The sequence below is a fragment of the Mesorhizobium sp. EU05-FHT14A09 genome, from assembly GCF_058790995.1.
In genome coordinates, this window is sequence record NZ_JBYTDF010000002.1 from 812,995 (window position 1) to 834,058 (window position 21,064).

Annotated in this window: 25 protein-coding genes; 18 read left to right on the forward strand and 7 right to left on the reverse strand. The window is 62.2% G+C overall.

The genetic code is table 11. From position 1 onward, the window contains the following. Window positions 1-9: 9 nt before the first annotated feature. Together ligD and AC3WTO_RS11355 are read right to left on the reverse strand one after the other, a co-directional pair. Entirely contained in the window at window positions 10-879 is an 870-nt protein-coding gene (gene ligD / locus AC3WTO_RS11350) for a non-homologous end-joining DNA ligase (RefSeq protein ID WP_492460799.1), read from the reverse strand. Window positions 880-961: 82 nt separating this feature from the next. Further along, window positions 962-1,489, reverse strand: a complete 528-nt coding sequence (locus tag AC3WTO_RS11355) for a DUF4142 domain-containing protein (protein WP_492460800.1) — start codon at window positions 1,487-1,489, stop codon at window positions 962-964. 290 nt (window positions 1,490-1,779) lie between these two features. Here AC3WTO_RS11355 and AC3WTO_RS11360 point away from each other — a divergent pair, with 290 nt between their 5' ends. Then, window positions 1,780-2,079, forward strand: coding sequence for a DUF982 domain-containing protein (locus tag AC3WTO_RS11360; RefSeq protein WP_492460801.1), 300 nt, complete (start codon window positions 1,780-1,782; stop codon window positions 2,077-2,079). An 18-nt stretch (window positions 2,080-2,097) separates the two neighbouring features. Here the strand turns inward: AC3WTO_RS11360 and AC3WTO_RS11365 are convergent, their stop codons facing one another. Beyond that, on the reverse strand, window positions 2,098-3,006 hold the full coding sequence (locus tag AC3WTO_RS11365) for a cytochrome c3 family protein (RefSeq protein ID WP_492460802.1): 909 nt from the start codon (window positions 3,004-3,006) through the stop codon (window positions 2,098-2,100). A 371-nt stretch (window positions 3,007-3,377) separates the two neighbouring features. On the opposite strand from AC3WTO_RS11365, the gene AC3WTO_RS11370 reads away from it, so the two are divergent. From AC3WTO_RS11370 to AC3WTO_RS11400, 7 genes are all read left to right on the forward strand, one after another. After that, window positions 3,378-4,397: an AraC family transcriptional regulator gene (locus AC3WTO_RS11370; protein ID WP_492460803.1), complete on the forward strand. Its 1,020-nt coding sequence runs from the start codon at window positions 3,378-3,380 to the stop codon at window positions 4,395-4,397. Window positions 4,398-4,724: 327 nt separating this feature from the next. Beyond that, window positions 4,725-5,882 carry an amine dehydrogenase large subunit gene (locus tag AC3WTO_RS11375; protein WP_492460804.1) on the forward strand — a complete coding sequence of 386 codons (1,158 nt, stop codon included), beginning with the start codon at window positions 4,725-4,727 and terminating at the stop codon, window positions 5,880-5,882. Between the two features lie 5 nt (window positions 5,883-5,887). Continuing rightward, entirely contained in the window at window positions 5,888-6,454 is a 567-nt protein-coding gene (locus AC3WTO_RS11380) for a MauE/DoxX family redox-associated membrane protein (RefSeq protein WP_492460805.1), read from the forward strand. Beyond that, window positions 6,454-7,053 (forward strand): methylamine dehydrogenase accessory protein MauD, encoded by a 600-nt coding sequence (gene mauD / locus AC3WTO_RS11385; protein ID WP_492460806.1) that lies wholly within the window; start codon window positions 6,454-6,456, stop codon window positions 7,051-7,053. The genes AC3WTO_RS11380 and mauD overlap by 1 nt, the downstream gene beginning before the upstream one ends. Before the next feature lie 133 nt (window positions 7,054-7,186). Beyond that, on the forward strand, window positions 7,187-7,726 hold the full coding sequence (locus tag AC3WTO_RS11390; RefSeq protein ID WP_129411057.1) for a methylamine dehydrogenase light chain: 540 nt from the start codon (window positions 7,187-7,189) through the stop codon (window positions 7,724-7,726). Then, window positions 7,719-8,225 (forward strand): c-type cytochrome, encoded by a 507-nt coding sequence (locus tag AC3WTO_RS11395; RefSeq protein ID WP_492460807.1) that lies wholly within the window; start codon window positions 7,719-7,721, stop codon window positions 8,223-8,225. The genes AC3WTO_RS11390 and AC3WTO_RS11395 overlap by 8 nt, the downstream gene beginning before the upstream one ends. A gap of 3 nt (window positions 8,226-8,228) precedes the next feature. Beyond that, window positions 8,229-8,666, forward strand: coding sequence for a c-type cytochrome (locus AC3WTO_RS11400; RefSeq protein ID WP_492460808.1), 438 nt, complete (start codon window positions 8,229-8,231; stop codon window positions 8,664-8,666). Here the strand turns inward: AC3WTO_RS11400 and AC3WTO_RS11405 are convergent. Both AC3WTO_RS11405 and AC3WTO_RS11410 read right to left on the reverse strand, forming a co-directional pair. Continuing rightward, entirely contained in the window at window positions 8,660-9,823 is a 1,164-nt protein-coding gene (locus AC3WTO_RS11405; RefSeq protein WP_492460809.1) for a GGDEF domain-containing protein, read from the reverse strand. The genes AC3WTO_RS11400 and AC3WTO_RS11405 overlap by 7 nt on opposite strands. 85 nt (window positions 9,824-9,908) lie before the next feature. After that, a complete protein-coding gene (locus tag AC3WTO_RS11410) occupies window positions 9,909-10,892 on the reverse strand; it encodes a LysR substrate-binding domain-containing protein (RefSeq protein ID WP_492460810.1) in 984 nt (327 codons plus the stop codon). Between the two features lie 95 nt (window positions 10,893-10,987). Between AC3WTO_RS11410 and AC3WTO_RS11415 the strand changes: the two genes are divergently transcribed. After that, window positions 10,988-11,125 carry a hypothetical protein gene (locus tag AC3WTO_RS11415; protein WP_492460811.1) on the forward strand — a complete coding sequence of 46 codons (138 nt, stop codon included), beginning with the start codon at window positions 10,988-10,990 and terminating at the stop codon, window positions 11,123-11,125. A 1-nt stretch (window position 11,126) separates the two neighbouring features. On the opposite strand, the gene AC3WTO_RS11420 is transcribed toward AC3WTO_RS11415, so the two are convergent. Continuing rightward, entirely contained in the window at window positions 11,127-12,641 is a 1,515-nt protein-coding gene (locus AC3WTO_RS11420; RefSeq protein ID WP_492460812.1) for an FAD-dependent monooxygenase, read from the reverse strand. Between the two features lie 102 nt (window positions 12,642-12,743). Between AC3WTO_RS11420 and AC3WTO_RS11425 the strand changes: the two genes are divergently transcribed. Together AC3WTO_RS11425 and AC3WTO_RS11430 are read left to right on the forward strand one after the other, a co-directional pair. After that, window positions 12,744-13,370: a TetR/AcrR family transcriptional regulator gene (locus AC3WTO_RS11425; protein WP_492460813.1), complete on the forward strand. Its 627-nt coding sequence runs from the start codon at window positions 12,744-12,746 to the stop codon at window positions 13,368-13,370. Between the two features lie 201 nt (window positions 13,371-13,571). Then, window positions 13,572-13,745 (forward strand): hypothetical protein, encoded by a 174-nt coding sequence (locus AC3WTO_RS11430; protein ID WP_492460814.1) that lies wholly within the window; start codon window positions 13,572-13,574, stop codon window positions 13,743-13,745. Window positions 13,746-13,769: 24 nt separating this feature from the next. Here the strand turns inward: AC3WTO_RS11430 and AC3WTO_RS11435 are convergent, their stop codons facing one another. Next, window positions 13,770-14,177 (reverse strand): GNAT family N-acetyltransferase, encoded by a 408-nt coding sequence (locus AC3WTO_RS11435; RefSeq protein ID WP_492460815.1) that lies wholly within the window; start codon window positions 14,175-14,177, stop codon window positions 13,770-13,772. Between the two features lie 375 nt (window positions 14,178-14,552). Here AC3WTO_RS11435 and paaA point away from each other — a divergent pair, with 375 nt between their 5' ends. Genes paaA through paaZ form a run of 7 tightly spaced genes read left to right on the forward strand, consistent with a single transcriptional unit; the run spans window position 14,553 to window position 21,063 of the window. Further along, a complete protein-coding gene (gene paaA, locus AC3WTO_RS11440) occupies window positions 14,553-15,551 on the forward strand; it encodes a 1,2-phenylacetyl-CoA epoxidase subunit PaaA (protein WP_492460816.1) in 999 nt (332 codons plus the stop codon). A gap of 17 nt (window positions 15,552-15,568) precedes the next feature. Continuing rightward, a complete protein-coding gene (gene paaB / locus AC3WTO_RS11445) occupies window positions 15,569-15,853 on the forward strand; it encodes a 1,2-phenylacetyl-CoA epoxidase subunit PaaB (RefSeq protein WP_054313507.1) in 285 nt (94 codons plus the stop codon). Continuing rightward, the gene (gene paaC / locus AC3WTO_RS11450) at window positions 15,853-16,614 is read left to right on the forward strand and encodes a 1,2-phenylacetyl-CoA epoxidase subunit PaaC (protein WP_492460817.1); all 762 of its coding nucleotides are present in this window, start codon (window positions 15,853-15,855) and stop codon (window positions 16,612-16,614) included. The genes paaB and paaC overlap by 1 nt, the downstream gene beginning before the upstream one ends. Before the next feature lie 7 nt (window positions 16,615-16,621). After that, a complete protein-coding gene (gene paaD, locus AC3WTO_RS11455) occupies window positions 16,622-17,125 on the forward strand; it encodes a 1,2-phenylacetyl-CoA epoxidase subunit PaaD (protein WP_492460818.1) in 504 nt (167 codons plus the stop codon). 7 nt (window positions 17,126-17,132) lie between these two features. After that, window positions 17,133-18,206 carry a 1,2-phenylacetyl-CoA epoxidase subunit PaaE gene (paaE, locus tag AC3WTO_RS11460; protein ID WP_492460819.1) on the forward strand — a complete coding sequence of 358 codons (1,074 nt, stop codon included), beginning with the start codon at window positions 17,133-17,135 and terminating at the stop codon, window positions 18,204-18,206. After that, window positions 18,196-18,963 carry a Phenylacetic acid catabolic protein gene (locus tag AC3WTO_RS11465; RefSeq protein ID WP_492460820.1) on the forward strand — a complete coding sequence of 256 codons (768 nt, stop codon included), beginning with the start codon at window positions 18,196-18,198 and terminating at the stop codon, window positions 18,961-18,963. The genes paaE and AC3WTO_RS11465 overlap by 11 nt, the downstream gene beginning before the upstream one ends. 39 nt (window positions 18,964-19,002) lie before the next feature. After that, window positions 19,003-21,063 (forward strand): phenylacetic acid degradation bifunctional protein PaaZ, encoded by a 2,061-nt coding sequence (gene paaZ, locus AC3WTO_RS11470; RefSeq protein WP_492460821.1) that lies wholly within the window; start codon window positions 19,003-19,005, stop codon window positions 21,061-21,063. The last annotated feature ends 1 nt before the right edge of the window (window position 21,064 follow it).

Sequence of the window (21,064 nt, forward strand, 5' to 3'; positions counted from 1 at the left end):
CCTGTTACCTTAAGAGAGCTTCAAAGCTGCCTCTGCCTTGCGAAAATCCTGCCAGGGATCGGTCATGCCGAGCCGGCTCGCTGCGTTGTTCACGGTGAAATGTGCTGGTCCGATCGACGGGCCGAGCTCATCCCATTCGACTGGCATCGAAACGGGGGCGCCGGCTCGCGCCCGGGTGGCATATGGCGCGATTGCCGTCGCACCACGTTGGTTGCGCAGGTAGTCGATCAGGATGTGGCCGACCCGCTTCGACTTGGTGATGGTCGCGACATACCGGTCGGGGCTGTCCGAGGCCATGTCATCGGCAATTGCCTTGCTGAATTCCTTCACCTCGGCCCAGCCGATGACCGGTTTGAGTGGCGCCACGACATGAATGCCCTTGCCGCCTGTCGTCTTGACGAAGACGTTGAGTCCCACCTTCTCCAGTCGCGCGCGAACCTCCAGCGCGCCATCGATCAGGTCTTGCCAGGTAACGCCCTCCCCTGGGTCGAGGTCCATGACGATCTGGTCCGGATGTTCGAGGTCGGCTAACGATGCTTGCCAAGGGTGGATCTCGAGCGTCGCGGCCTGAACAAGCCCCATCACGCCATCGAAGCTGTCGACCGCCAGGATCGGCTCCTCGGAATTGTCGTTCGGATCCCGCACGGCGAGGACCTCCTTGGCGTGGCCTCGCCAGGCATGTTTCTGGAAGAAACACTGACCGGCGGCACCTTCGGGACAGCGTAGCAAAGCCAGAGGCCGCTTCGTCACGAATTGCGCCATGCGCGGCCACGCCTCGGCGTAGTAGTCAGCAAGGCCTGCCTTGGTGACACCGGCATCCTCCCAATAGACCCGGTCAGGATGAGTAAGCTGGACAGCTGATTTGTTGGCGGATGTCATGGCTGCTCCCACACAATCTTGGCCTCGTCGTCACACAGAGGCGCGAGGCAGGATGGCGCATGGCCAGGCGACGGTCCAGCCGTTACCTGTTCAGCTTCTTGGCCATCTCAAGATGATGTCGCAATGTCGGCAGATTGCTCGCGGCCCAGGTTCGGATCGCAGCCTGCTCGCCTTTCTCACCATAGCGTTGGAAAAGGTCCACCGCATCGGCAAGCGCCTTGACCTGGTCCGAATGGTAGCGGCCGTTGAAATCCTGTCCCTGCAAAGCCTGAAGCTGGCCAAGGGTCGCCTTTTGGTCCTCCGTCATCTCTGCCGGGACGATGACGTTGACGGCGTCGCTCTGCAGCAGCTGTTTCAACTCGTTTGCAAGCCGTTCATGGTCACGGACCATTTCTTCGGCAAAGGTCTTGGTTGCCGGATCGGCTCGCTCGGCGGCAAGCCTGCTCGCCGCAATTTCGAACAGAGCGCTTGTCACTGCTTTGTTGACGAAGTCATCGGTCGATGGCGCCACGCCGAGCAACGTGTTCACACCCGTCTTTTCGGGAATGGACTGCGCCAGTGCGGGCGTCGCCGCAAAGGCGATGATGGCTGCGAGGACGAATGGCTTCATGAGCTTTCTCCCGTGTCGAAAATCCGAACGGGAGCCTGCTGCGATCGTTCCATAAAAAGCTTTGCCAGTGGCGCCAGCGGATCAAAGGACGGAAGGAACGAGATTTTCAAATCAGGTGTTTTTGGGGCAAACCTTTCAAACAAAGTGTTTGGCGGCGAAACACTCTGTGTTGGAACGAGATTTATCCGACATGATTATCAGCTTCGATGCGGCTTTTACTGAAGATCAACAATCGCCTCCGCGAGAACGAACTTGATGTTCACGCACGGCACGAAAGGAGATCATAGCTGATGGCTTGTTTCACACCGGTAACATTCAGGACATCCTGCGGCAGCAAATTCATGATCCGCAACATCAGAGACATGGCTGACGCCATGCGCCGTTCCTGGCCGGACAAGGAGTGCGAGAGCTATCTGCGGGCAGTCGAACTGATCAAACGCTCGCAGGAGGGAGTGTGCAGCCCCCGCGCAGCCTTCGGTGCTTTCATGGAGGCTGCCAACCGGCAGAACCGTATCGTTCGCAATCGTCACCGCTTCCCGAAGGAAGTCGCCGTTACACTGGCGGATATCACGAAGTTCGTGGCTTCTTAGAAAGCCCTCCGTTTCACCTCAGCCGTGACACCCCGCACAATCGTCGATCGGGCCGGATTTCTTGCCGGCCCGCTTATCCGTGCGGTGACAGTCCGAACAGAAGAGATGGAATATGCCGTCGATGCGCGTGGCCTCCGAGATGGAGATGCGCTTGTGGCAGGTGAGGCAATTTTCGCTGCCGGTGCGGTCGACGAAGTTGTGGTGGCAGCCGGCGCAGGCGAGCCCGGTATGATCGGTATGCAGAAAACGGGCATGGTCGATGGGGGCCTGGCGCAGGATGGCCAGCCGCGTCTCGGCCATCAAGCCCGTCGCCAGCCAGGCGATCGCGCCGACGAACAGTGCCAGCGTGGCCGCCAGCCGCAAGACATGCCGCTCCCGCAGCAGGCCTTCGATGAGCAGGAAGGCCAATCCGATGAGCAAGGCTGCGGCTGCAAAAACCGCCATGCCGGCACTCAAGGCGATGTGGATAGAGGCAGCAGCGATCAGCAGATAACCGGCGGTCCGATGCACGGAAAGGCTGGAAAACGGACCAAGCCGCCGGCGCAGCGATCGAGATCGCTGCACCAGCACCACAACCAGAAAGGACAGCAGCGCGACGATGCCGGCGACGATCTCGATGGGGATCGCAGGCGTCATCCAGTGCCAGAAGACAGGCTGGGCCCCCGTGGTCATGATGACATGGCCGGCCAGTGCGGCCAGCGCCGTCCAGCCCAAGATCCTGTGCCAGGGACGTTGCCCCGAAGCCGGGCGCAGGAAGAGTGTGCCAGCCGTCAGCATCAGCGCAGCGACACCGAACAGCCGCGCCGCCCACCACCCTGCATCGGTCGGCTGCAACAGAAGCACACCCACGCCGAGCGCCAGTGACACCAGCCCTGCCCGGCCGGCATGGCTGGCCAGCATGTGCAGCCACCTCGCGCGCAGGCTCATCAGCACACCGTTCCCCCGGCGAATTGGCGCCAAGCTAAGGCCTGGGCCGGCAAAGAGCATGTTCGACTTCAAGGCAATTGACAGGTCCACGCGCCAATCCAACAATTCGCGCATAAATCCCACCAGGGCACGAGAGGGATGCTCCTGGCGACCGTGACTGGCGCAACTCCAGGAAAAGTGCGTAGCGGTTTTCCGTCCGGAATTGCGCAACAAAAAGTCAGAGCGTTTCCGCGTTTCCGTGAAAAACGGAAACGCTCTGGGAGCAATTCCAGGAAAAGTGCGCAGCGGTTTTCCGTCCGGAATTGCGTGAAAACAAAAGTGAGAGCGTTTCCGCGTTTCCGTGAAAAGCGGAAACGCTCTGGAGGTACGGGATGCAGGGAAGCGGGACGATCGCGCCGCGCGCAACGACGCTGCTGCTCGACGCATTGGCCAACAAGGGCCAGCCACCGGAAACCATCCTGGCGCGGCTCGGACTGACGCGTTCCAGCCTTGCCGAGAGCAGCGAAAGCACACCGCTCGCCATTTTTACCACCATCCTCGAGGCGGCTGCGCGTGAGAAAGGCGACATCATCTTGGGCCTGAAGCTCGGCCGCAGCTACAATCTGCTGGGGCTCGGCTCCATTGCCACCGTCTTCTTCACCGCTCCGACACTTGGCTGGGCTTTCTCGAAATTCACCAGCTACTTCTCAAGTCTGCAGAGCAACAGCGAGGTGCGGCTCGACATTTCCGGTGACCTCGCGCGGCTGAGCTATTCGATCTCCGACCCGACGGTGCGGCTGCGCCATCAGGATGCCGATTTCACCATCTCGCTCGAGCACAAGATGCTCACCGATGTGATCGGGCCACGGCGAACCATTTCCCAGATTGATCTCCAACATGACTGCTCCCGCGACGTGGACGCCTACCGCAACCATTTCGGCTGTCCGATCCAGACCGGCCGGCCGCGCAACGCCATCTATTTTCCCGTCGCCTATCTCGATCACAGTGTTCCCGGCGCCGATCCGGTCGCAAATGCGCGCGCCGAGGAAGAGCTGCGCGAAAACCGGTCAGCTATGCAGCAGGAGATCGACCTGGTCACGGCTCTTCAGGCATGGATGAGCGCCGCGCTTGCACGCGCCTTCGATGCCGATGTCGAACACGCAGCCGCCGACTTCGGCGTGTCGTTGCGCACCTTCCAGCGCCGGCTTGCCGAATGCGGGGTCAATTTCCTCGATATCCGCAACAAGGTGCGCGTCCAGATCGCCAAGTGCATGCTGGTGGCAACCGACATCCCGCTGACAACGATCGCGCTGCAGCTCGGCTACAGCGAACCCAGCGCCTTCTCGCGCAACTTCAGGAGCCAGGTCGGCGAGACCCCTGCCGACTACCGAACCCGGGAAAGGCATATCTGAGGCGCGCCGCGCGGATATGTCCGCGTCGGTCTGCTGTGACGAGAGCTGCAGCCAGATAGGACCTGAATTTTGGCGCATTCTGTCAAGCGAGCCGCCGAAGTCGCGTTGCACAGTTGCAATCAAGAGCCTGCTGCTGCCCTGGGAGGAGCGTAAAGGGGCCGCGGAAGACAAGATCCGGCAACGGCGCCGGCTTCCAGCAATGTCGCCCGCTGCCACGTTTGTTCCTGCCACCTCCAGTTTAGTGCGCGAGCCTGCCGAAACGGCACGGTTGCGGTCTTTATGGGACGGGCTGGCATCGGAAGGAATAAGCAAAGGGGAGGACAACCAATGCGTTTCGGTCTGTTCGCAGCGGCCATGCTGGCCAGCGCAGCGATTTTGCCTGCCTACGCCCAGGAGGCGGCAAAGGAAATCCAGCCCGAAGAGATCACCAACGTCAAAATCCCGGCCGGTACCGAGATGGTCTTTTCGATGGACCTCGCGCTGAACCACGTGGTGGACGGACGCATCTATGTGATGGATGCCAAGACGTTGAAGCCGATCGGCATCATCGGCACCGGCAGCCTCGGCATGGCGCAGTTCCCGCAGGGCTCGAAGGACATCTATGTCGCGACGTCGCATCTTTCGCGCACGACACGCGGCGAACGCTCGGATTTCGTGGAGGTCTATTCCGGCGAAGATCTCACCTTCAAGGAAGAGATCTCGATCTCGAAGAACAGGGCGCAGGCTCTGAACTATCGCTCGCTGTTCCAGCCATCGGCCGAGATGAAATATCTGTTCGTGCAGAATGCGACACCGGCCACGTCGGTGACGATCGTGGACCTGGCAGCCAAGAAACAGATCGGCGACATCCCCAATCCCGGCTGCTACGGCATCTTCCCTTCCACAAAGACCGCGACACGCTTTGCTACGCTGTGCGGCGACGGCACCGTCGGCACCATCGACGTCAAATCCGACGGCACGGGCGAGATGAAGCCGTCCGAAACGATCTTCGATCCGGACAAGGACGCCATCTTCACCAGCGCCTATCGCTGGGGTGACTACTGGGTGTTCCCGTCCTATGGCGGCAACATCTATGTCATCGATGTCGAAGGCGACACCGCCAAGCTGGTCGACAAGATCGAAGCGGCCAAGGGTGTGGAAGGCAACTGGCGCCCTGGCGGCTACCAGCCTTTGACCGTGCATGACAAGAACGGCATCGCCTACATGCTGATGCACTCCAACGGCACGGAAGGCAGCCACAAGAACCCGGCGGAAGAGATCTGGGCGATCGACCTCAAGGCCAAGAAGGTCATCGGCCGTTCGAAATCGGTGCCGGCGATCGGGCTCACCGTCAACCAGGGCGACAAGCCGGCGCTGTTCGCGATCGACGGGCTGAAGGCGCAAATCGTTCGCTACGACCTGCCGGAAGCCGGCAAGGAGTTCGCACTGACACCAGCGGTAACAGCTTCGGGCGGAGACCTGCCCGACCAGGTCGAGGTGCGGTAGACGCCATGATAGCGCTGCATCCGATCCTTGTGGTCATCGCGGCAGGTACGCTGGTCAGCGTCTTTGCCCGCGCCGCCATGCACAAGGCCACCGACCTGACCATGTTCGTACACACCATGGGCGGCTACCGCCTGTTGCCGGCAACACTGCTGACGCCGGCCGCGCTCGGCCTTATCGTTCTCGAAGTCGCGGTGATCTTCGGCCTGATCATACCGGCAACCCGGCCGTTTGCGGCGGGCATTGGTCTTCTATTGCTTGCCCTCTACGCTGCCGCCATCGCCATCAATCTGGTGCGCGGCAACACCCATATCGACTGCGGCTGTGGCGGCGCCGGACAAGGTCTGTCCTGGTATCTTGTCGCACGCAATGCCGTGCTCGGCATGCTTTGCCTGGTGGCCATGGCCTCATTGCTGCCAGTCGAGATGACTGCGGCGGCCTGGTTGAGCGCCGCCGCCGGCATCCTTTCCACCATCCTGCTTTTCGCGGGCATCGAAAAACTCATCGACAACTGGTCCTGGCTGCAGGCGTCCAACCGCGCATTCGAGCAGCACAATCATGAGGGGCACGACTGATGGATCCGCTGGTTGTAGCCGTAATCGTCCTGTGGGCGATCGTCATCGTTCTCCTGGTCGTCGTCTTCGCTTTGGCGCGGCAGGTCGGCATCCTGTTTGAGCGCGTAGCGCCGATGGGCGCGCTGATGACCGATGCTGGCCCGAAGATCGGCGAGCAGTCGCCACGCTTTGATCTGCTCACCCTGGACGGCAAGCCGCTGACGCTTGGTTTGCCGGCGCCGAAGAGCACGCTGGTCTTCTTCCTGTCGACCACCTGCCCGGTCTGCAAGAAGCTGCTGCCGGTGCTGAAATCGCTGAAGCAGGCGGAAGCGCAGAAGCTCGGCATCGTCATCGCCTCCGATGGCGACGCGCTGGAACACGCCGAGTTCCGCCGCGCCGCGGGCCTGGGCGATTTCCCATATGTGTTGTCGCGTGACCTCGGCATGACCTACCGCATCAATCGCCTGCCTTTCGCCGTACTGCTCGACCCGCAGGGTGTGGTGCGCGGCAAAGGCCTGGTGAATTCACGCGAGCAGCTGGAAAGCCTTCTCAATGCGCAGGACCTCGGTCAGGCCTCTATCCAGAACTGGATCGAAGCCGAAGTCGCGCAGCGCAGCTGACGAGACGTTAGAGCCCCGCGCGTCCGCTTGGACGCGCAAAGGACGCTCTAACACTTTTGAATCTGCGCATCGTGCTTTCCGAAAATCGATGCCGATTTTCGGGCCGATGCGATAGAATTAGGGGAGACAAACCATGTCGAAACTGATCGACAAACTCTTCGGTGCCATCGACCACGTCACGGAACGCGGCTCGCGGCAGATGGCGCACCGGCTCGGCCGCCGCACCTTCCTGTCCTTCGTCGGCAAGGTAGCCGTCGGCGGCGCGATCATGCCGCTGCTGCCTTTCGACCGCGACGGTGGCGGTACTGCCCGCGCGGCAGCTGAGAAGACCGACCAGGAATGCGAATACTGGCGCTATTGCGCGCTTGACGGCTTCCTGTGCACCTGCTGCGGCGGTACCATCAACCAGTGCCCACCCAATGCGCAGATTTCGGCGGTAACCTGGGTCGGCACCTGCCAGAATCCGGGCGACGGCAAGGACTACCTGATAAGCTACAATGACTGCTGCGGCGTCGCGTCCTGCGGCAAGTGCCTGTGCAACTTCAACCTGCGCGAACGGCCCGGCTATCGCATGGGCGTGCACAACGACATCAACTGGTGCATGGCCAACACGCAGACCAACTACCACTGCACCGTGGCGGCCGTTGTTGGCCTCGGCAACAGCAATGGCTGAAGCAATTCCAGCAAAAGTGCATAGCGGTTTTGCGTCCGGAATTGCGCTGAAACAAAGAATTGCAGCCGTCCTTGCCCTCGCGCTAACGACGCTGGTCACCGCCAGCGCTCATGCCGACGATGCAGCTCTGTTCACGCAGACCTGTGGCGCCTGTCACGGCAAGGGCGGCGTCGGCATTCCCGGCATGGCACCACCGCTCGCCGGCGCCGACTGGGCCAAAGCCGGCAAGCCGGACAGCCGCACCTACGTACCGGAAGTCATCCTCAACGGACTGTCCGGGAAACTCCTGGCCGCCGGCCGTACCTACCAAAGCGTCATGCCGGCGCAGAAGCAGCGCAAGGACGACGAGATCGCGACGCTGGCGAATTATGTGCTGGCGACCCTCAACACGCCCCCTGCCGACTTCAAGCCTTTGACTGCTGCCGACATCGAGGCATTGCGCGCCAGGAAAGTCGACCACAAGGCGCTGCTGGGCACACGCTCGCAACTGGTCCAATAGCCGATGAAAGCGGCCTTCGTTTCCCTGCTCGTTTTCATGGTCGCTCCCATCGTTCCGGCCGCGGCCTCGGAAAGCGGCCAGATTCTCTACAGGCTGCACTGCTCAGGCTGCCATGGCCTGCAAGGCAGTGCAGCCACGGTCGGCCGCATCCCTGCACTTGCCGGCAATGTCGGTACTTTCATGGAGTCTGCGGAATCGCGAATCTTCCTCACCCAGGCGCCCGGCATCATGAACTCGGGTCTCAACGACAAGGATGTGGCGACGCTGATGAACTGGCTGGTACCAGCGCTGGCGAAGGAATCGCTGACCGAGCCGTTCAAGCCCTATTCGGCCGAAGAGATCGCGCATTCGCGCGCCAATCGACCGCCTGACTTCTTCGTCGCGCGACGCAAAGTGGCCGAAAACCTGCAGAAACAAGGTTTTACACTGCCGAGCTACTGAGCGGCTCGCGTTCTGGCCTCGTCCACCTCGACCCGGTCACGACCCTGCCGTTTGGCGCGATAAAGCGCGGCATCCGCGCGCGCGGTCAGTTCTTCGAGGCCTTCGCCCTGGCGTGCCGAAGCAACACCAAAACTGGCGGTGAGTTGGTGCGCCCGCGATAACCCTTCGAAATGCTGCCGGCGCACGTTTTGCCTCAGCCGCTCAGCAAAGACATCGGCGCCGCCCGCATCGCAATTGGGTAACAGATAGGCAAACTCCTCTCCGCCGAGGCGACCGCAGACATCCGCCTGGCGCGTCATCCCTTGGAGCAGGCGACCGAATGCCCTGAGAACCGCATCGCCGACGGGATGACCGAAGGTATCGTTGATCGTCTTGAAGTGGTCGATGTCGACCAGGATGAGGCTGATCGGCCAATTGCGGGCATCCGTAAGCAACTCCTGCGCGCGCTCGTCAAAGCCACGCCGGTTCAACACGCCGGTGAGCGGATCGACGGCGCGCTCGTGGCGCAGGTCTGCGACCATATCGCTCACCGTCACGGCAAACAGCGCAAGTGCCAGCATGACACCCAGAACCGCCAATGAAAATTGCAGGGCCAGCCAGAAGGTAGACGTGCCGAACGTCCCCACGGATGGAGCCACCGTACCAACCGTCAACACCGTACGTGGAAAGAAATGCAGCGAGAAGGCAAGCAGGATCCAGAACAGGACCTTCTCGGCGAACATCCCGCTACGTAGTGCACGCAGGCGCCACGCTGTGACGAGGCAGATCAGCCCGTAGCCGAAATTCAGGATGTAGATGCGCACGAGCAACTGGCGATCGACATAGAAGAAATAGGCTATGCCGCCGCAGATCAGGACGAGGATCGCCAGGTAGCCGCCCAGGCTCAGGCGCTGTCCGGACCGCCGAAGCAGCCCATCGTTCAGCAGAGCCACGCTCAATGTATAGAGGAAGGACGATACCACAGCGTTCGGGCCATCCCCGGAAGGCACACCGAGTATCTGCGACAAGGTCCCCAGACAGAAGAACAGACAGGCCGCGCTGAAGAACAGCAGGTAGCGCAGCCGCCGGTCACGTATCCAGATCGCCACGAAACTCGCTGCGAAAACCAGCAGGATCGCGGGTCCGATCAGGACGAGAGGATTGGAGGGGACACGCATGATGGTACGACAGTCTGGCGGTCCTGAGTGCGGCGCAGCTTTTGCACAGAAGCCGGTCGCTCGCAACGATCGAAGGCAAGTCCGGTTAGCGGCTCGTCAACGCGGATGCGGAAAACGTCTGTTCAGCCGTCCCGACAGGCTGTTCCGTAAGACCCATTGCCTGGACCAGCCAGTTTCGGAAAGCGATGACTTCGGGACGTCTCCGCTGCGCTGCCGTGGAGACAAGATAATATTGCAGGTCCGACCTCACAGTCTCCACGAATGCCTGCACAAGCCCCCCTTTCGCGAGCCTGTCGGCGACAAGACTGGTACGAACAAGGGCTACCCCCGCGCCTGCCTCGCAAGCAGCCAGCATGTCGGCAAATGTCGGAAAGCATGGCCCGCCATCGAAGCCGATCGCGTTTTCGCCCGTTTGGACTTTGTCGCCACCCCGACCGTGGCCATACAGCTGTCCATGCCAACGCTTCCAGTCCAGCACGGTATGGCGGGCACCTTCATAGCGGAGCAGCGGTACCTCCAGCATCGCATCGGTCGTCGGAAGCTCCGCCAGAAGGCCGGGCGAGCAGACAACAAGTTCGTGGTCGTCGGTCAGCTGGATCGCGCCATCGTGCGGAGGAGCCCCCATCAGCCAGATCGCGACGCCAACATTTTCGGCATCGAGCTGTGCCCGCCGGTATTCAATCGTCACACTGACGTCGATCGACGGGTTGGCGGAGCAGAAACCCGGCAGTCGCTTCTGAAGCCATTGCGTTGCGAATTCCGATGTCGTCGATATGCGCAGCTTGCGGCCTCGCTTTGCTGCCCTCGCCTCGTCGAGGATGCGCAGCAACGCTTCCACGGCTTCCGAAACCCTGGGCACCATGCCTGCGGCCTCGTCAGTCAGTTCGACACCGCCGCGTCCACGCAGGAACAGTCTGCTGCCGAGCCAGCTCTCAAGCTGCGCGATCTGGTGACTGACTGCCGTCTGGGTGAGGCCGAGCTCCGACCCGGCGCGTGTGAAACTGCGCTGCCGATAAACCGCCAGCATCGCGAGCAGGCTTTGGAGCGACGGATAGGTTCTGCTTTGCATTCAAATTCTTCATGCAACCGATGCGGTGATTTCATTGTATCGACCTCACCGACCTATGCAACGTATGCACTATGAGAAATCAGTGCATCAAAAGCATGAACATCATTGTTGCTTTACTCATCACCCGAACCGAAAGTCGCGGCATCGATCCCCGTGACCTCGGCCCATACCTGATGCGCGACATCGGTCTCGTGCCGCCTGCTCCCCGGAAACTCTATTTCCAGTATCTGTGAGTCAGGCTTCGCCGAACCATCGCGCCGCGGCCTGCGCCGCCTTGCCGATATCCAGGATGGCATCCCCCGCCCAGGCGACAAAACCATCGGGACGCAACAGGACGGCACTGAGGCCGAGGCGATCCTTGGGCGGACCGGCAACATAGGCGATCCGGTCGCTCCAACGGCTTGCGAGTTCCCGGAGAGGCGCCTGGCCGTCAAAATCCAGCAACAGCCCCTTGCCGGTCCTGAGCAGCTCGCCGAGCCTGGTTCCATCAGCCAGTTCGAAATCGGGAGCATTTCTGCCGACCAACGGGTGGCTGCCGCTGAGGTCATAGCGAAGCGAAACACCCCACACGCGCTCGGCGAAATATGTCGCCCCGTCGCGCGTGCCGATGAGGTCACGAATGATGGCTTCAAGAGCACGAGAACTGCGGCTTGGCCGCATCAGCGCGACCTGAGCGCGCGACCAGTCAAGCACCTGCGCCCCCACCGGGTACCGCTCCTCGGTATAGCTGTCGAGCAAGCCTTCCGGCACCTGCCCGCGGATCGTGGCGGCAAGCTTCCAGCCAAGGTTCATCGCATCACCGAGCCCCAGATTGAGCCCTTGGCCACCCAGGGGAGAGTGGATGTGGGCAGCGTCACCGGCAAGCAACACCCGCCCCTTTCGATAAACGGTTGCCTGGTAGGCGCGGTCGGTCCAGGTGGTGGCCAGACGAAGCGACGTCACGGAAACATCAGTGCCGGACACCCGACGCAATACCGCCTGCGCATGATCGAGCGTGACGGGCTGGCTTCTGTGGAAAGCACCACCGTCGAACTCGACCATCCCAATGGTTCCGGGCCGTGCGTAGGTGTACATGCCTGTCGCCGTGTAGTGACGGCCCGGCTCCAGCTTGTCCGGGTCGGCAAGCTCGACTTCGAGCGAATAGCCGGTGAATTCGGGATCTGTGCCGACGAATTCGAAGCCGCCGGCCTTGCGCACCGTGCTGCGGCCGCCATCGCAGCCGACAAGCCAATGCCCGTGGAAAGTCTCGCCGCCGGCACGAACGGCCACGCCGTCATCGGACTGATCGAAGCCCTCGACACCGAAACCGCGCTTGATCTCCACGCCAGCGGCGCTGGCATGGTCGGCAAAGACGGCTTCGAGGGACTGCATCTCGACGGCCATGCCCGTGCCGCTTGGGCTGGGCAGGCGATAGGACCACCTCTCGGCAGCGATGTGATCATGGAAGAATTGAATGCCGGCGAAATGGCCGCCCGGACGTCGTGGCTGCTGCGCCCAGTGAACGGCGGCCGATGCGTTGCCATTCATCGCGCCCTGCGCTGCAACGACATCGTCCAGCAGTCCGCGACGGTGGAACGCATCGAGCGTCGGCACCGAAAGCCCCCGCATGCCGAATGGCAGGCTCTTCAGGGGTGAATGCGGATTTTCGGCCTGCTCCAGCACCAGCACGGAGAGCCCGGCCAGGCGCAGCTCACCGGCGAGGAACAGGCCCACCGGGCCTGCACCGGCAATGACAACATCATAGATCATGGGAAAGCCCTCATAGGATACGCGGCAAGCGACATCTCATCGCAACGTCGAAACCAATATTTTTACACTAAGTGTAAAAATATCTATGGTATAGGGCTCGACATGTCAAATCAGCCCGGCCATCGAGACCGCAAGAAACAAGAAACGCGACAGGCGATCTCCAATGTCGCGACGCTGCTGTTCGTCGAGCGCGGCTTCGATCAGGTTTCCGTCGCGGACGTCGCGCGAGAAGCCGGCGTCGCGCGGAAGACCGTGTTCAACTATTTCGCCCGGAAAGAAGACCTCGTCTTCGATCGCGAGGAGGAAGTCCGGCAGTTGGTGCGCGAGGCGCTCGTCGAGCGAAACGGGCAAGCGCCGGTTCAGGCTTTCCAGGCATTGATGCGAAGGCTGGTCGATGAGCAACACCCGTTGTTCCGGATCGACGATCGCCCCATCCAGTTTTGGCGCATGGTGGCAGAAAGCCCGACGCTGACGGCGCGCGCCTGCGAACTGCAGGTGACGCTGGCGAATGACCTCGCTGCCATGTTGTCCGACGCGGCAGGCAGGCCACGCTCGGATCCCGAAGCGAACCTGGCGGCGACAATGCTGATGGCCACCCTGGTTGTCGCCTACCGCGAGGCATTGCGTGTCTTTCGTGCAAACCGAAAGACTGAAGTCGCGTTGATGAGCGTCATGGAACGGGGCTTTGCCGGCGTCGATGCCGCACTCGCCAACACGCCTTACGCCTGACCCCGAAAGCTTCCGATGAAATACGCCAGGCGGCGGCCTCTCGTTCGAAGCCGGGCTTCGATGCTCTCACGAGGTATTTAACGCGCTAAGCATGACAGGCAGGCGAAGTTGAGATAGAGATAAAACCCACGTGCCTTTGTCCATTAGTGGGGCCCATTCCGATGACGGGATGGGCCCTCTAGCCGCCGGCTGGGACCACCGATGTATCGGCTTGACGATCGTCAGCGAAAAAAGCTGGAAAACATCCGCAAAGCCCTCGCCCTGCAGATCGACGAGGCTGCTCGCGACGGTCACGACATGCTGGCGCATCTCCTCGAGATAGCTCGCGTCGAGGTTTCCTCGATCTTGAACGAGGCTCCAAGGGCAAAGCACTAGGCGGCGAGGCCGCACATACAGCAGCTAAGCCAGGTTTTTTGAAAACCGCAGGCCGCTATGCTCGTATCCAAGCCGAGCATACAGGCGGTGGGCATCTTCACGATGCCTGCTCGGCTTCACGGTGACGTAGCCGACGCCGTTGTCACGAAGCCAGCCTTCTCCCCGTTCCACGAGCAGCGAGCCGATCCCGCGTCCGCGGAAGCGGGAGGAGACAACGAGTGCGACGATCGCGCCTTGCAGGTCGTTCCTGTAAAGTGACGGCGAAGTGAAGACCGCGACCATTCCCGCCACGACACTATCCTCGACCGCAACGAACACCGCATGATCTGTCCGTCCGGTCACGGCCGTCATCCGAGCCGCCATGTCCTTGATGGAAGTCGGATAGCCAAGCTCGGTCATCAGCTGCGCTAGAAAAGAAACGTCGTCTGGCACGGGATGCCTGATCTCCACCTCGAATCCTTATGATCTGTTTTGCCGATACCTTCCCGATAGGAAGCGCGCATGACGGCGGCGCGACGAGATTGTCGTTCCAGATCGAGTGCAAGCCGACCCTCGGCCGCAGTTTGCGATTGATCTCCCAACCATTTTGTGCAATTAAATGACCGACCGGTCGGTAAATTACACGAGAGAACTGTCCGACAGGGAGGAAAGCTGTGCCAGTAGGCACTGTCCGCAATGCGGTTCACATGCCGGTCGGCCGGAAAACCCGCCCGCCATCAGTGGCCCGCGCAGACATGATTGCGTCCCTTCCTGCCGTCACATCGAGCCTCGAACCAGCCTGACGCGGTCAAGCAAGGAGACGTCGCCATGTATGCGCAGATGGTCAAGACGGACGCGGCCCGGGTGAAAAGCCTGGACGAGATGGAGCCGCAGGAGCGCGCATTCCAGGAGCGCATCGATGCCGGCCAGAAGATCGAGCCGAAGGAGTGGATGCCGGAAGCCTATCGCAAGACGCTGATCCGGCAGATTTCCCAGCATGCCCATTCCGAGATCGTCGGCCAGTTGCCCGAAGGCAACTGGATCACGCGCGCACCGACGCTGGAGCGCAAGGCGATCCTGCTTGCCAAGGTGCAGGACGAGGCCGGCCACGGTCTCTATCTCTATTGCGCCGCCGAAACGCTCGGCATCAGCCGCGACGAGATGTACGGACAACTGCATTCGGGTAAGGCGAAGTATTCCTCGATCTTCAACTATCCGACGCTGACCTGGGCCGACATCGGCGCCATCGGCTGGCTGGTCGACGGCGCTGCCATCATGAACCAGGTGCCGCTGCAGCGCTGCTCCTACGGGCCCTATGCGCGCGCCATGGTTCGCATCTGCAAGGAAGAGAGCTTTCACCAGCGCCAGGGTTTCGACATCCTGACCGTGCTCTGCAACGGCACGCCCGAACAGAAAGCGATGGCGCAGGACGCGCTGAACCGCTGGTGGTGGCCGTCATTGATGATGTTCGGCCCTTCGGACGATGCCTCGGTGCACTCCGCCCAATCGATGGCCTGGAACATCAAGCAGGATTCGAACGACGAACTGCGCCAGAAATTCGTCGACCAGACCGTGCCGCAGGCGAAATTCCTGGGCCTCACCGTTCCCGATCCCGACCTGAAGTGGAATGAGGAGAAAGGCGGCCATGATTTCGGCGAGCCGGACTGGACCGAGTTCTTTGAGGTGATCGCCGGCAACGGTCCCTGCAATCGTGAGCGCCTGGAAGCCCGCCGCAAGGCCTGGGACGACGGCGCCTGGTTCCGGGATGCACTCACCGCTCATGCCGAAAAACACGCCGTCCACAAGACGACGGCAGCCGCTGCGTAACCGAAAAGGAGCCTGTCATGACAAGCGAATGGCCCCTGTGGGAAGTCTTCATCCGCGGCCAGCATGGTCTCAACCATCGCCATGTCGGCAGCCTGCATGCGCCGGATGCCAAGATGGCAATCCACAATGCACGCGACGTCTACACCCGCCGCAATGAAGGCGTGAGCATCTGGGTGGTGCGCTCCTCCGATGTCGTAGCCAGCGCGCCCTCCGACAAAGGCCCTCTGTTCGACCCGGCCAACTCCAAGGTCTACCGGCACCCGACCTTCTTCGATGTGCCGGACGAAGTGGGGCACATGTAATGAGCGCCACATCTGCGGCCATTGCGGAATTCGCGCTGCGCATGGGCGACAACTGCCTGATCCTGGGCCATCGCGATTCCGAATGGTGCGGCCATTCACCAGCGCTTGAGGAAGACATTGCACTCGCCAACACCGCGCTCGACCATGTCGGCCAGGCGCAGTTGTGGCTCGGCCTTGCCTGCGAGAGCGAAGGCAACGGCAAGACGGCGGATACCCTTGCCTTCCTGCGCGACACCTCCGACTATCGCAACCTGTTGCTGGTCGAGCAGCCGAATGGCGATTTCGGCCGCACCATCATGCGCCAGTTCCTGTTCGATGCCTGGCATCTGCCGATGCTGAAGGCGCTGACCAACTCCAGCGACAGGCGCATTGCCGAGATCGCGGAAAAGGCCTCCAAGGAAGTCGCCTATCACCTCGAGCGCAGCACCGATCTGGTCGTGCGCCTGGGTGATGGGACAGGCGAAAGCCAGGCCCGCATGCAGTCGGCGCTGGATTTCCTGTGGCCCTATACCGGCGAGATGTTCCTCGGCGATGCGCTGGACGAAGAGCTGGAGACGGCAGGCGCAGCCCCCGCACCCGCCTCGCTACGGCCCGCGTGGGATCAGCATGTCGGCCGCACTTTGGCCGAGGCTACGCTCAAGGCACCGGACAAGAGCTATGCCCAGAAGGGCGGCAAGCGCGGCGTGCATTCCGAGCATCTCGGCTTCATCCTTGCCGAAATGCAGTTCCTGCAGCGCGCTTATCCCGGCGCGAGATGGTGAGGCCGCGATGACGCTCGCCACGATCACCCGCCCTCGCCTCAGCCAGATCTGGTCCTGGCTCGCCGAGATCCCGGATCCGGAAATCCCGGTCATCTCGCTGATCGATCTCGGCATAATCCGCGATGTCGCCTGGCGCGACGACACGCTGGAAGTGACGGTCACTCCAACCTATTCAGGCTGTCCGGCGACCGGCGTCATCAACATCGAGATCGAACGGGCCCTGGTCGAACATGGCATCGAAAAGCTCGAACTCAAGCGGCAGCTGTCGCCGGCATGGACCACGGCCTGGATCAGCGCCGAGGGTCGGGAAAAGCTCAGTGCCTACGGCATCGCCCCGCCCCAGGAAGGCACGGCCGCCTGCGCCGGAGCACTCAAGCCTCTGATTGTCGCGTGTCCGCAATGCGGCTCGACGAAAACCGAACGCATCAGCCAGTTCGGTTCGACACCGTGCAAGGCGCACTACCGCTGCACCGAGTGCCTGGAACCCTTCGATTATTTCAAGAGCATCTGAGGCGCCGATGGCCCGCTTCTTTCCCCTTGAGGTCACGGACATCCGGCGCGAGACACGCGACGCCGTCGTGGTGACGCTTGCCCCGCGTGACGAGGACCGCGCAGCCTTCGACTTCACGCAGGGCCAGTACCTGACCTTCCGCCGCTCGTTCGACGGTGAGGAATTGCGCCGCTCCTATTCGATCTGCGTCGGCAGGGACGAAGGACTGCTCAAGGTCGGCATCAAGCGCGTCGATGGTGGCGCCTTCTCGACCTGGGCCAATGAGGAACTGAAGGCGGGCGATGCTCTCGAGGCCATGGCGCCGATGGGGGCCTTCCATGTGCCGCTGCAGCCCGAGGCGGGCCGCCACTATCTCGGCTTCGCCGGCGGCAGCGGCATCACGCCGGTGCTGTCGCTGATCAAGACGACGCTGGCGCGCGAACCCAGGTCGCGCTTCACGCTGATCTACGGCAACCGTTCGATCAACTCGATCATGTTCCGCGAGGAGTTGGAGGACATCAAGAACACGCATCTCGGCCGCTTCAACGTGGTGCATGTGCTGGAAAGCGAGGCGCAGGAAATCGACCTGTTTTCGGGCCGCATCGATGCCGAAAAATGCGCGCGGCTGTTCAAGGGCTGGATCAACATCGCCGCCATCGACATGGCCTTCATCTGCGGGCCTGAGCCGATGATGCTGGCGATCGCTGCCTCGCTGCGCGAACACGGATTGCGCGACGATCAGATCAAGTTCGAGCTGTTTGCTTCGGCCCCGCGCCGCGCGAAGCATGTCGTGAAGACAGCGGCCGACAGCGCAAAGGCCGAGACCTGCAAGGCGACGATCACGCTCGACGGTTCCACCCGCGTCATCGAGATGGCGAAGAAGGGCGAAACCATCCTGGAGGCCGCTTTGGCGGCCAGTCTCGACGCACCGTTCGCCTGCAAGGCAGGCGTCTGTTCGACCTGCCGCGCCATGGTCCTGGAAGGCGAAGTGGAGATGGAGACCAACCACGCGCTGGAAGACTACGAGGTGCGCCAGGGCTATGTTCTGACCTGCCAGTGCCATCCTTTGTCGGATCACGTGGTGGTGACCTATGACCAGTGACCCGCAAGAAAGCATGCCGCTGGAAGACTATCTCGCTCAGGGCGGCAAGCTGACGACACCGGAAAATGCGCCGCCGCGCTATCGCGGTGAACTGCTGCGGTTGATGGCGACCTTCGTCGACAGCGAGCTTGCGGGCGCTGCAGGCTTTGCCGACATCGTCAATCAAGGGCCCGGCATCAAGGAGCGCATCGCCGCTTCCCGCATCGTGCTGGAGAAACTCGACCATGCCGAGCGCGTGCTTGCCGTGATGGGTGAGTTCGGCGCCGACATCTCCCGCTATGCCAGCCACCACCCCTGGACCGCGCGCGTCGCCCGCGACAGCGACCTGGGTGCGGCCCGCCACGGGTCCGACATGCGGCTGGCAGTATTGCACTATCCGCTGCAGGGCTGGCTCGATGCCGTCGTGATGAACGTGCTGATGGGCCGGGCGGTGACGATCCAGCTCGACGAATTTTCCAGCCTGTCCTATCAGCCGCTGGGTGACATTTTCCGGGCGATCCTGCCGCGCGAGCGCCGGCACATGGAGCTCGGCGAGGAAGGCTTGCGCAAGCTGCTGCAGGACAAGGCCAACAAGCCTGCTTTGGCGGCATCAATCGCCTATTGGCGACCACGCGTCGCGGCAAGTTTCGGCGCCGCTGCTTCCCAGCATTTCGACACGCAGAAGAAATTCGGCCTGCGCCACACCGGCAACGCGGAACTCGCGGTCGAATGGGCACGCCAGGTCGACAATCTATTGGGCGACATCGGCCTGCGCTGATCCCCTGCCTTGCCTTTCAGAGCCATCGAGGAGCCAGCCATGAACGCGCCCGTGAACACTGTCCGCCAGCTGGAATCCTATATCGCCGGGCAATGGGTCCGCGGCGCCGGCAAGGCAGTGTCGCTGCTCGATGCCGCGACCGGCGAGCCGGTCGCGCTGATCGACGCCAGCGGCATTGATTTCAAGGCCGCGCTCGGTTTTGGCCGCGAAACTGGCAACCCGGCACTGCGCAAAATGAGCTTCCACGAGCGCGCACTGATGCTGAAGGCACTCGGCCAGGCGCTAATGGAAGCCAAGGAAGAATTCTATGCGCTGTCGACGGCAACGGGTGCGACCCGCACCGACAGCTGGATCGACATCGAAGGCGGCATCGGCACGTTGCTCTCCTACGCGTCGAAGGGTCGGCGCGAACTGCCCAACACGCACACGCTGGTCGATGGCGACGTCGAGCTGCTGTCGCGTGACAACAGCTTTTCCGGCCAGCACATCCTGACACCTCTCGAAGGCGTGGCGATCCACATCAACGCCTTCAATTTCCCCTGCTGGGGCATGCTGGAGAAGCTCGCCCCCACCCTGCTCGCCGGCATGCCGGCCATCGTCAAGCCGGCCAGCCAGACCGCCTATCTGACCGAACTGATGGTGCACCGGATCATCGATCTCGACATCCTACCCGAAGGTGCCTTGCAGTTGATCAGCGGTTCGGTCGGCGACCTGCTCGACCATGTCGACTGCCAGGACGTGGTGACCTTTACCGGATCGGCTGCGACGGGACGCAAGCTGAAGGCACACCCGACGATCGTCGAAAACTCGGTGCGTTTCACCATGGAGGCGGATTCTCTCAACGCGGCGATCCTCGGGCCGGATGCGGTTGCCGGCACCGAGGAATTCGACCTCTTCGTCAAGGAAGTGGCGCGTGAAATGACCGCCAAGGCCGGCCAGAAGTGTACGGCCATCCGCCGGGTGATCGCACCGCGTGCCGGCGTCGAAGCGCTGATCAAGGCGCTCGGCGACCGGCTTGCCAAGACGCCGCTCGGCAATCCTGGCGAGGAAGGCATCAAGATGGGGCCGCTGGCGAGCCTGGCGCAGCGCGACGAGGTACGTGCCCGCATCAAGGAACTGCAGGGCGATGCCGAAATCGTCGCCGGCGATCCGGACAAGCCGAATGTCGCCTCCGGCAATGCCGAAACAGGCGCGTTTCTCAGCCCGATCCTGCTCTATTGCGACAAGCCGGATGCGGCGAAAGCGGTGCATGACGTGGAGGCGTTCGGGCCAGTCAGCACGATCGTCCCTTACGAAACCGCCGGGGAAGCCGCCACACTCGCACGGCGTGGCAAGGGCAGCCTGGTCGCATCCGTATTCACCAACGATCCGGTATTCGCACGCGACACGGTGCACGCACTTGGGCCCTGGCACGGCCGCGTCATGATCGGCAATCGTGCCAGCGCGAAGTCCTCGACCGGCCACGGTTCCCCCCTGCCGGTGCTGGTGCATGGTGGCCCCGGCCGCGCCGGCGGCGGCGAGGAACTGGGCGGCATGCGCTCGGTCAAGCACTACATGCAGCGCACCGCGGTGCAGGCGGCACCCTGGCTGCTTTCGGAAGTCACCGGCCGCTGGACGCACGGAGCGAAAGCCAGGCACGACGACGTGCATCCATTCCGCAAATCGCTCGCCGAACTGGAAATCGGCGACCAGTTGGTGACCGGCACGCGCATGGTGACATTGGAGGACATCGAGCATTTCGCCAATTTCACGGGCGACACCTTCTATGCCCATATGGATGAGGAAGCGGCCAGGGCGAACCCGTTCTTCGAGGGACGCGTGGCGCATGGCTACCTGATCGTCTCCTTCGCCGCCGGCCTGTTCGTCGATCCGGCGCCGGGACCGGTGCTCGCCAATTACGGCGTGGACTCGTTGCGCTTCCTCACGCCCGTCAACCCGGGCGACATGCTGCAGGTGACGTTGACGGCCAAGCAGATCAATCCGCGTGAGACCGAAAATTATGGCGAGGTGCGCTGGGATTGCACGGTGACCAACCAGGACACGCAGATCGTGGCGCAGTATGACGTCCTGACTATGGTGGCAAAGACCTGGCCGCAGTAGG

What these genes read in the sequence shown, in the direction of transcription:
- AC3WTO_RS11365 (WP_492460802.1), bottom strand. Translation starts at nt 3,006, where the DNA reads ATGAGCCTGCGCGCGAGGTGGCTGCACATGCTGGCCAGCCATGCCGGC.
- AC3WTO_RS11405 (WP_492460809.1), bottom strand. Translation starts at nt 9,823, where the DNA reads ATGCGTGTCCCCTCCAATCCTCTCGTCCTGATCGGACCCGCGATCCTG.
- AC3WTO_RS11360 (WP_492460801.1), top strand. Translation starts at nt 1,780, where the DNA reads ATGGCTTGTTTCACACCGGTAACATTCAGGACATCCTGCGGCAGCAAA.
- AC3WTO_RS11465 (WP_492460820.1), top strand. Translation starts at nt 18,196, where the DNA reads ATGACCAGTGACCCGCAAGAAAGCATGCCGCTGGAAGACTATCTCGCT.
- AC3WTO_RS11430 (WP_492460814.1), top strand. Translation starts at nt 13,572, where the DNA reads ATGTATCGGCTTGACGATCGTCAGCGAAAAAAGCTGGAAAACATCCGC.
- ligD (WP_492460799.1), bottom strand. Translation starts at nt 879, where the DNA reads ATGACATCCGCCAACAAATCAGCTGTCCAGCTTACTCATCCTGACCGG.
- AC3WTO_RS11400 (WP_492460808.1), top strand. Translation starts at nt 8,229, where the DNA reads ATGAAAGCGGCCTTCGTTTCCCTGCTCGTTTTCATGGTCGCTCCCATC.
- AC3WTO_RS11410 (WP_492460810.1), bottom strand. Translation starts at nt 10,892, where the DNA reads ATGCAAAGCAGAACCTATCCGTCGCTCCAAAGCCTGCTCGCGATGCTG.
- mauD (WP_492460806.1), top strand. Translation starts at nt 6,454, where the DNA reads ATGGATCCGCTGGTTGTAGCCGTAATCGTCCTGTGGGCGATCGTCATC.
- paaZ (WP_492460821.1), top strand. Translation starts at nt 19,003, where the DNA reads ATGAACGCGCCCGTGAACACTGTCCGCCAGCTGGAATCCTATATCGCC.
- AC3WTO_RS11420 (WP_492460812.1), bottom strand. Translation starts at nt 12,641, where the DNA reads ATGATCTATGATGTTGTCATTGCCGGTGCAGGCCCGGTGGGCCTGTTC.
- paaA (WP_492460816.1), top strand. Translation starts at nt 14,553, where the DNA reads ATGTATGCGCAGATGGTCAAGACGGACGCGGCCCGGGTGAAAAGCCTG.
- AC3WTO_RS11390 (WP_129411057.1), top strand. Translation starts at nt 7,187, where the DNA reads ATGTCGAAACTGATCGACAAACTCTTCGGTGCCATCGACCACGTCACG.
- AC3WTO_RS11375 (WP_492460804.1), top strand. Translation starts at nt 4,725, where the DNA reads ATGCGTTTCGGTCTGTTCGCAGCGGCCATGCTGGCCAGCGCAGCGATT.
- paaD (WP_492460818.1), top strand. Translation starts at nt 16,622, where the DNA reads ATGACGCTCGCCACGATCACCCGCCCTCGCCTCAGCCAGATCTGGTCC.
- paaB (WP_054313507.1), top strand. Translation starts at nt 15,569, where the DNA reads ATGACAAGCGAATGGCCCCTGTGGGAAGTCTTCATCCGCGGCCAGCAT.
- paaE (WP_492460819.1), top strand. Translation starts at nt 17,133, where the DNA reads ATGGCCCGCTTCTTTCCCCTTGAGGTCACGGACATCCGGCGCGAGACA.
- AC3WTO_RS11380 (WP_492460805.1), top strand. Translation starts at nt 5,888, where the DNA reads ATGATAGCGCTGCATCCGATCCTTGTGGTCATCGCGGCAGGTACGCTG.
- AC3WTO_RS11415 (WP_492460811.1), top strand. Translation starts at nt 10,988, where the DNA reads ATGAACATCATTGTTGCTTTACTCATCACCCGAACCGAAAGTCGCGGC.
- AC3WTO_RS11395 (WP_492460807.1), top strand. Translation starts at nt 7,719, where the DNA reads ATGGCTGAAGCAATTCCAGCAAAAGTGCATAGCGGTTTTGCGTCCGGA.
- paaC (WP_492460817.1), top strand. Translation starts at nt 15,853, where the DNA reads ATGAGCGCCACATCTGCGGCCATTGCGGAATTCGCGCTGCGCATGGGC.
- AC3WTO_RS11370 (WP_492460803.1), top strand. Translation starts at nt 3,378, where the DNA reads ATGCAGGGAAGCGGGACGATCGCGCCGCGCGCAACGACGCTGCTGCTC.
- AC3WTO_RS11425 (WP_492460813.1), top strand. Translation starts at nt 12,744, where the DNA reads ATGTCAAATCAGCCCGGCCATCGAGACCGCAAGAAACAAGAAACGCGA.
- AC3WTO_RS11355 (WP_492460800.1), bottom strand. Translation starts at nt 1,489, where the DNA reads ATGAAGCCATTCGTCCTCGCAGCCATCATCGCCTTTGCGGCGACGCCC.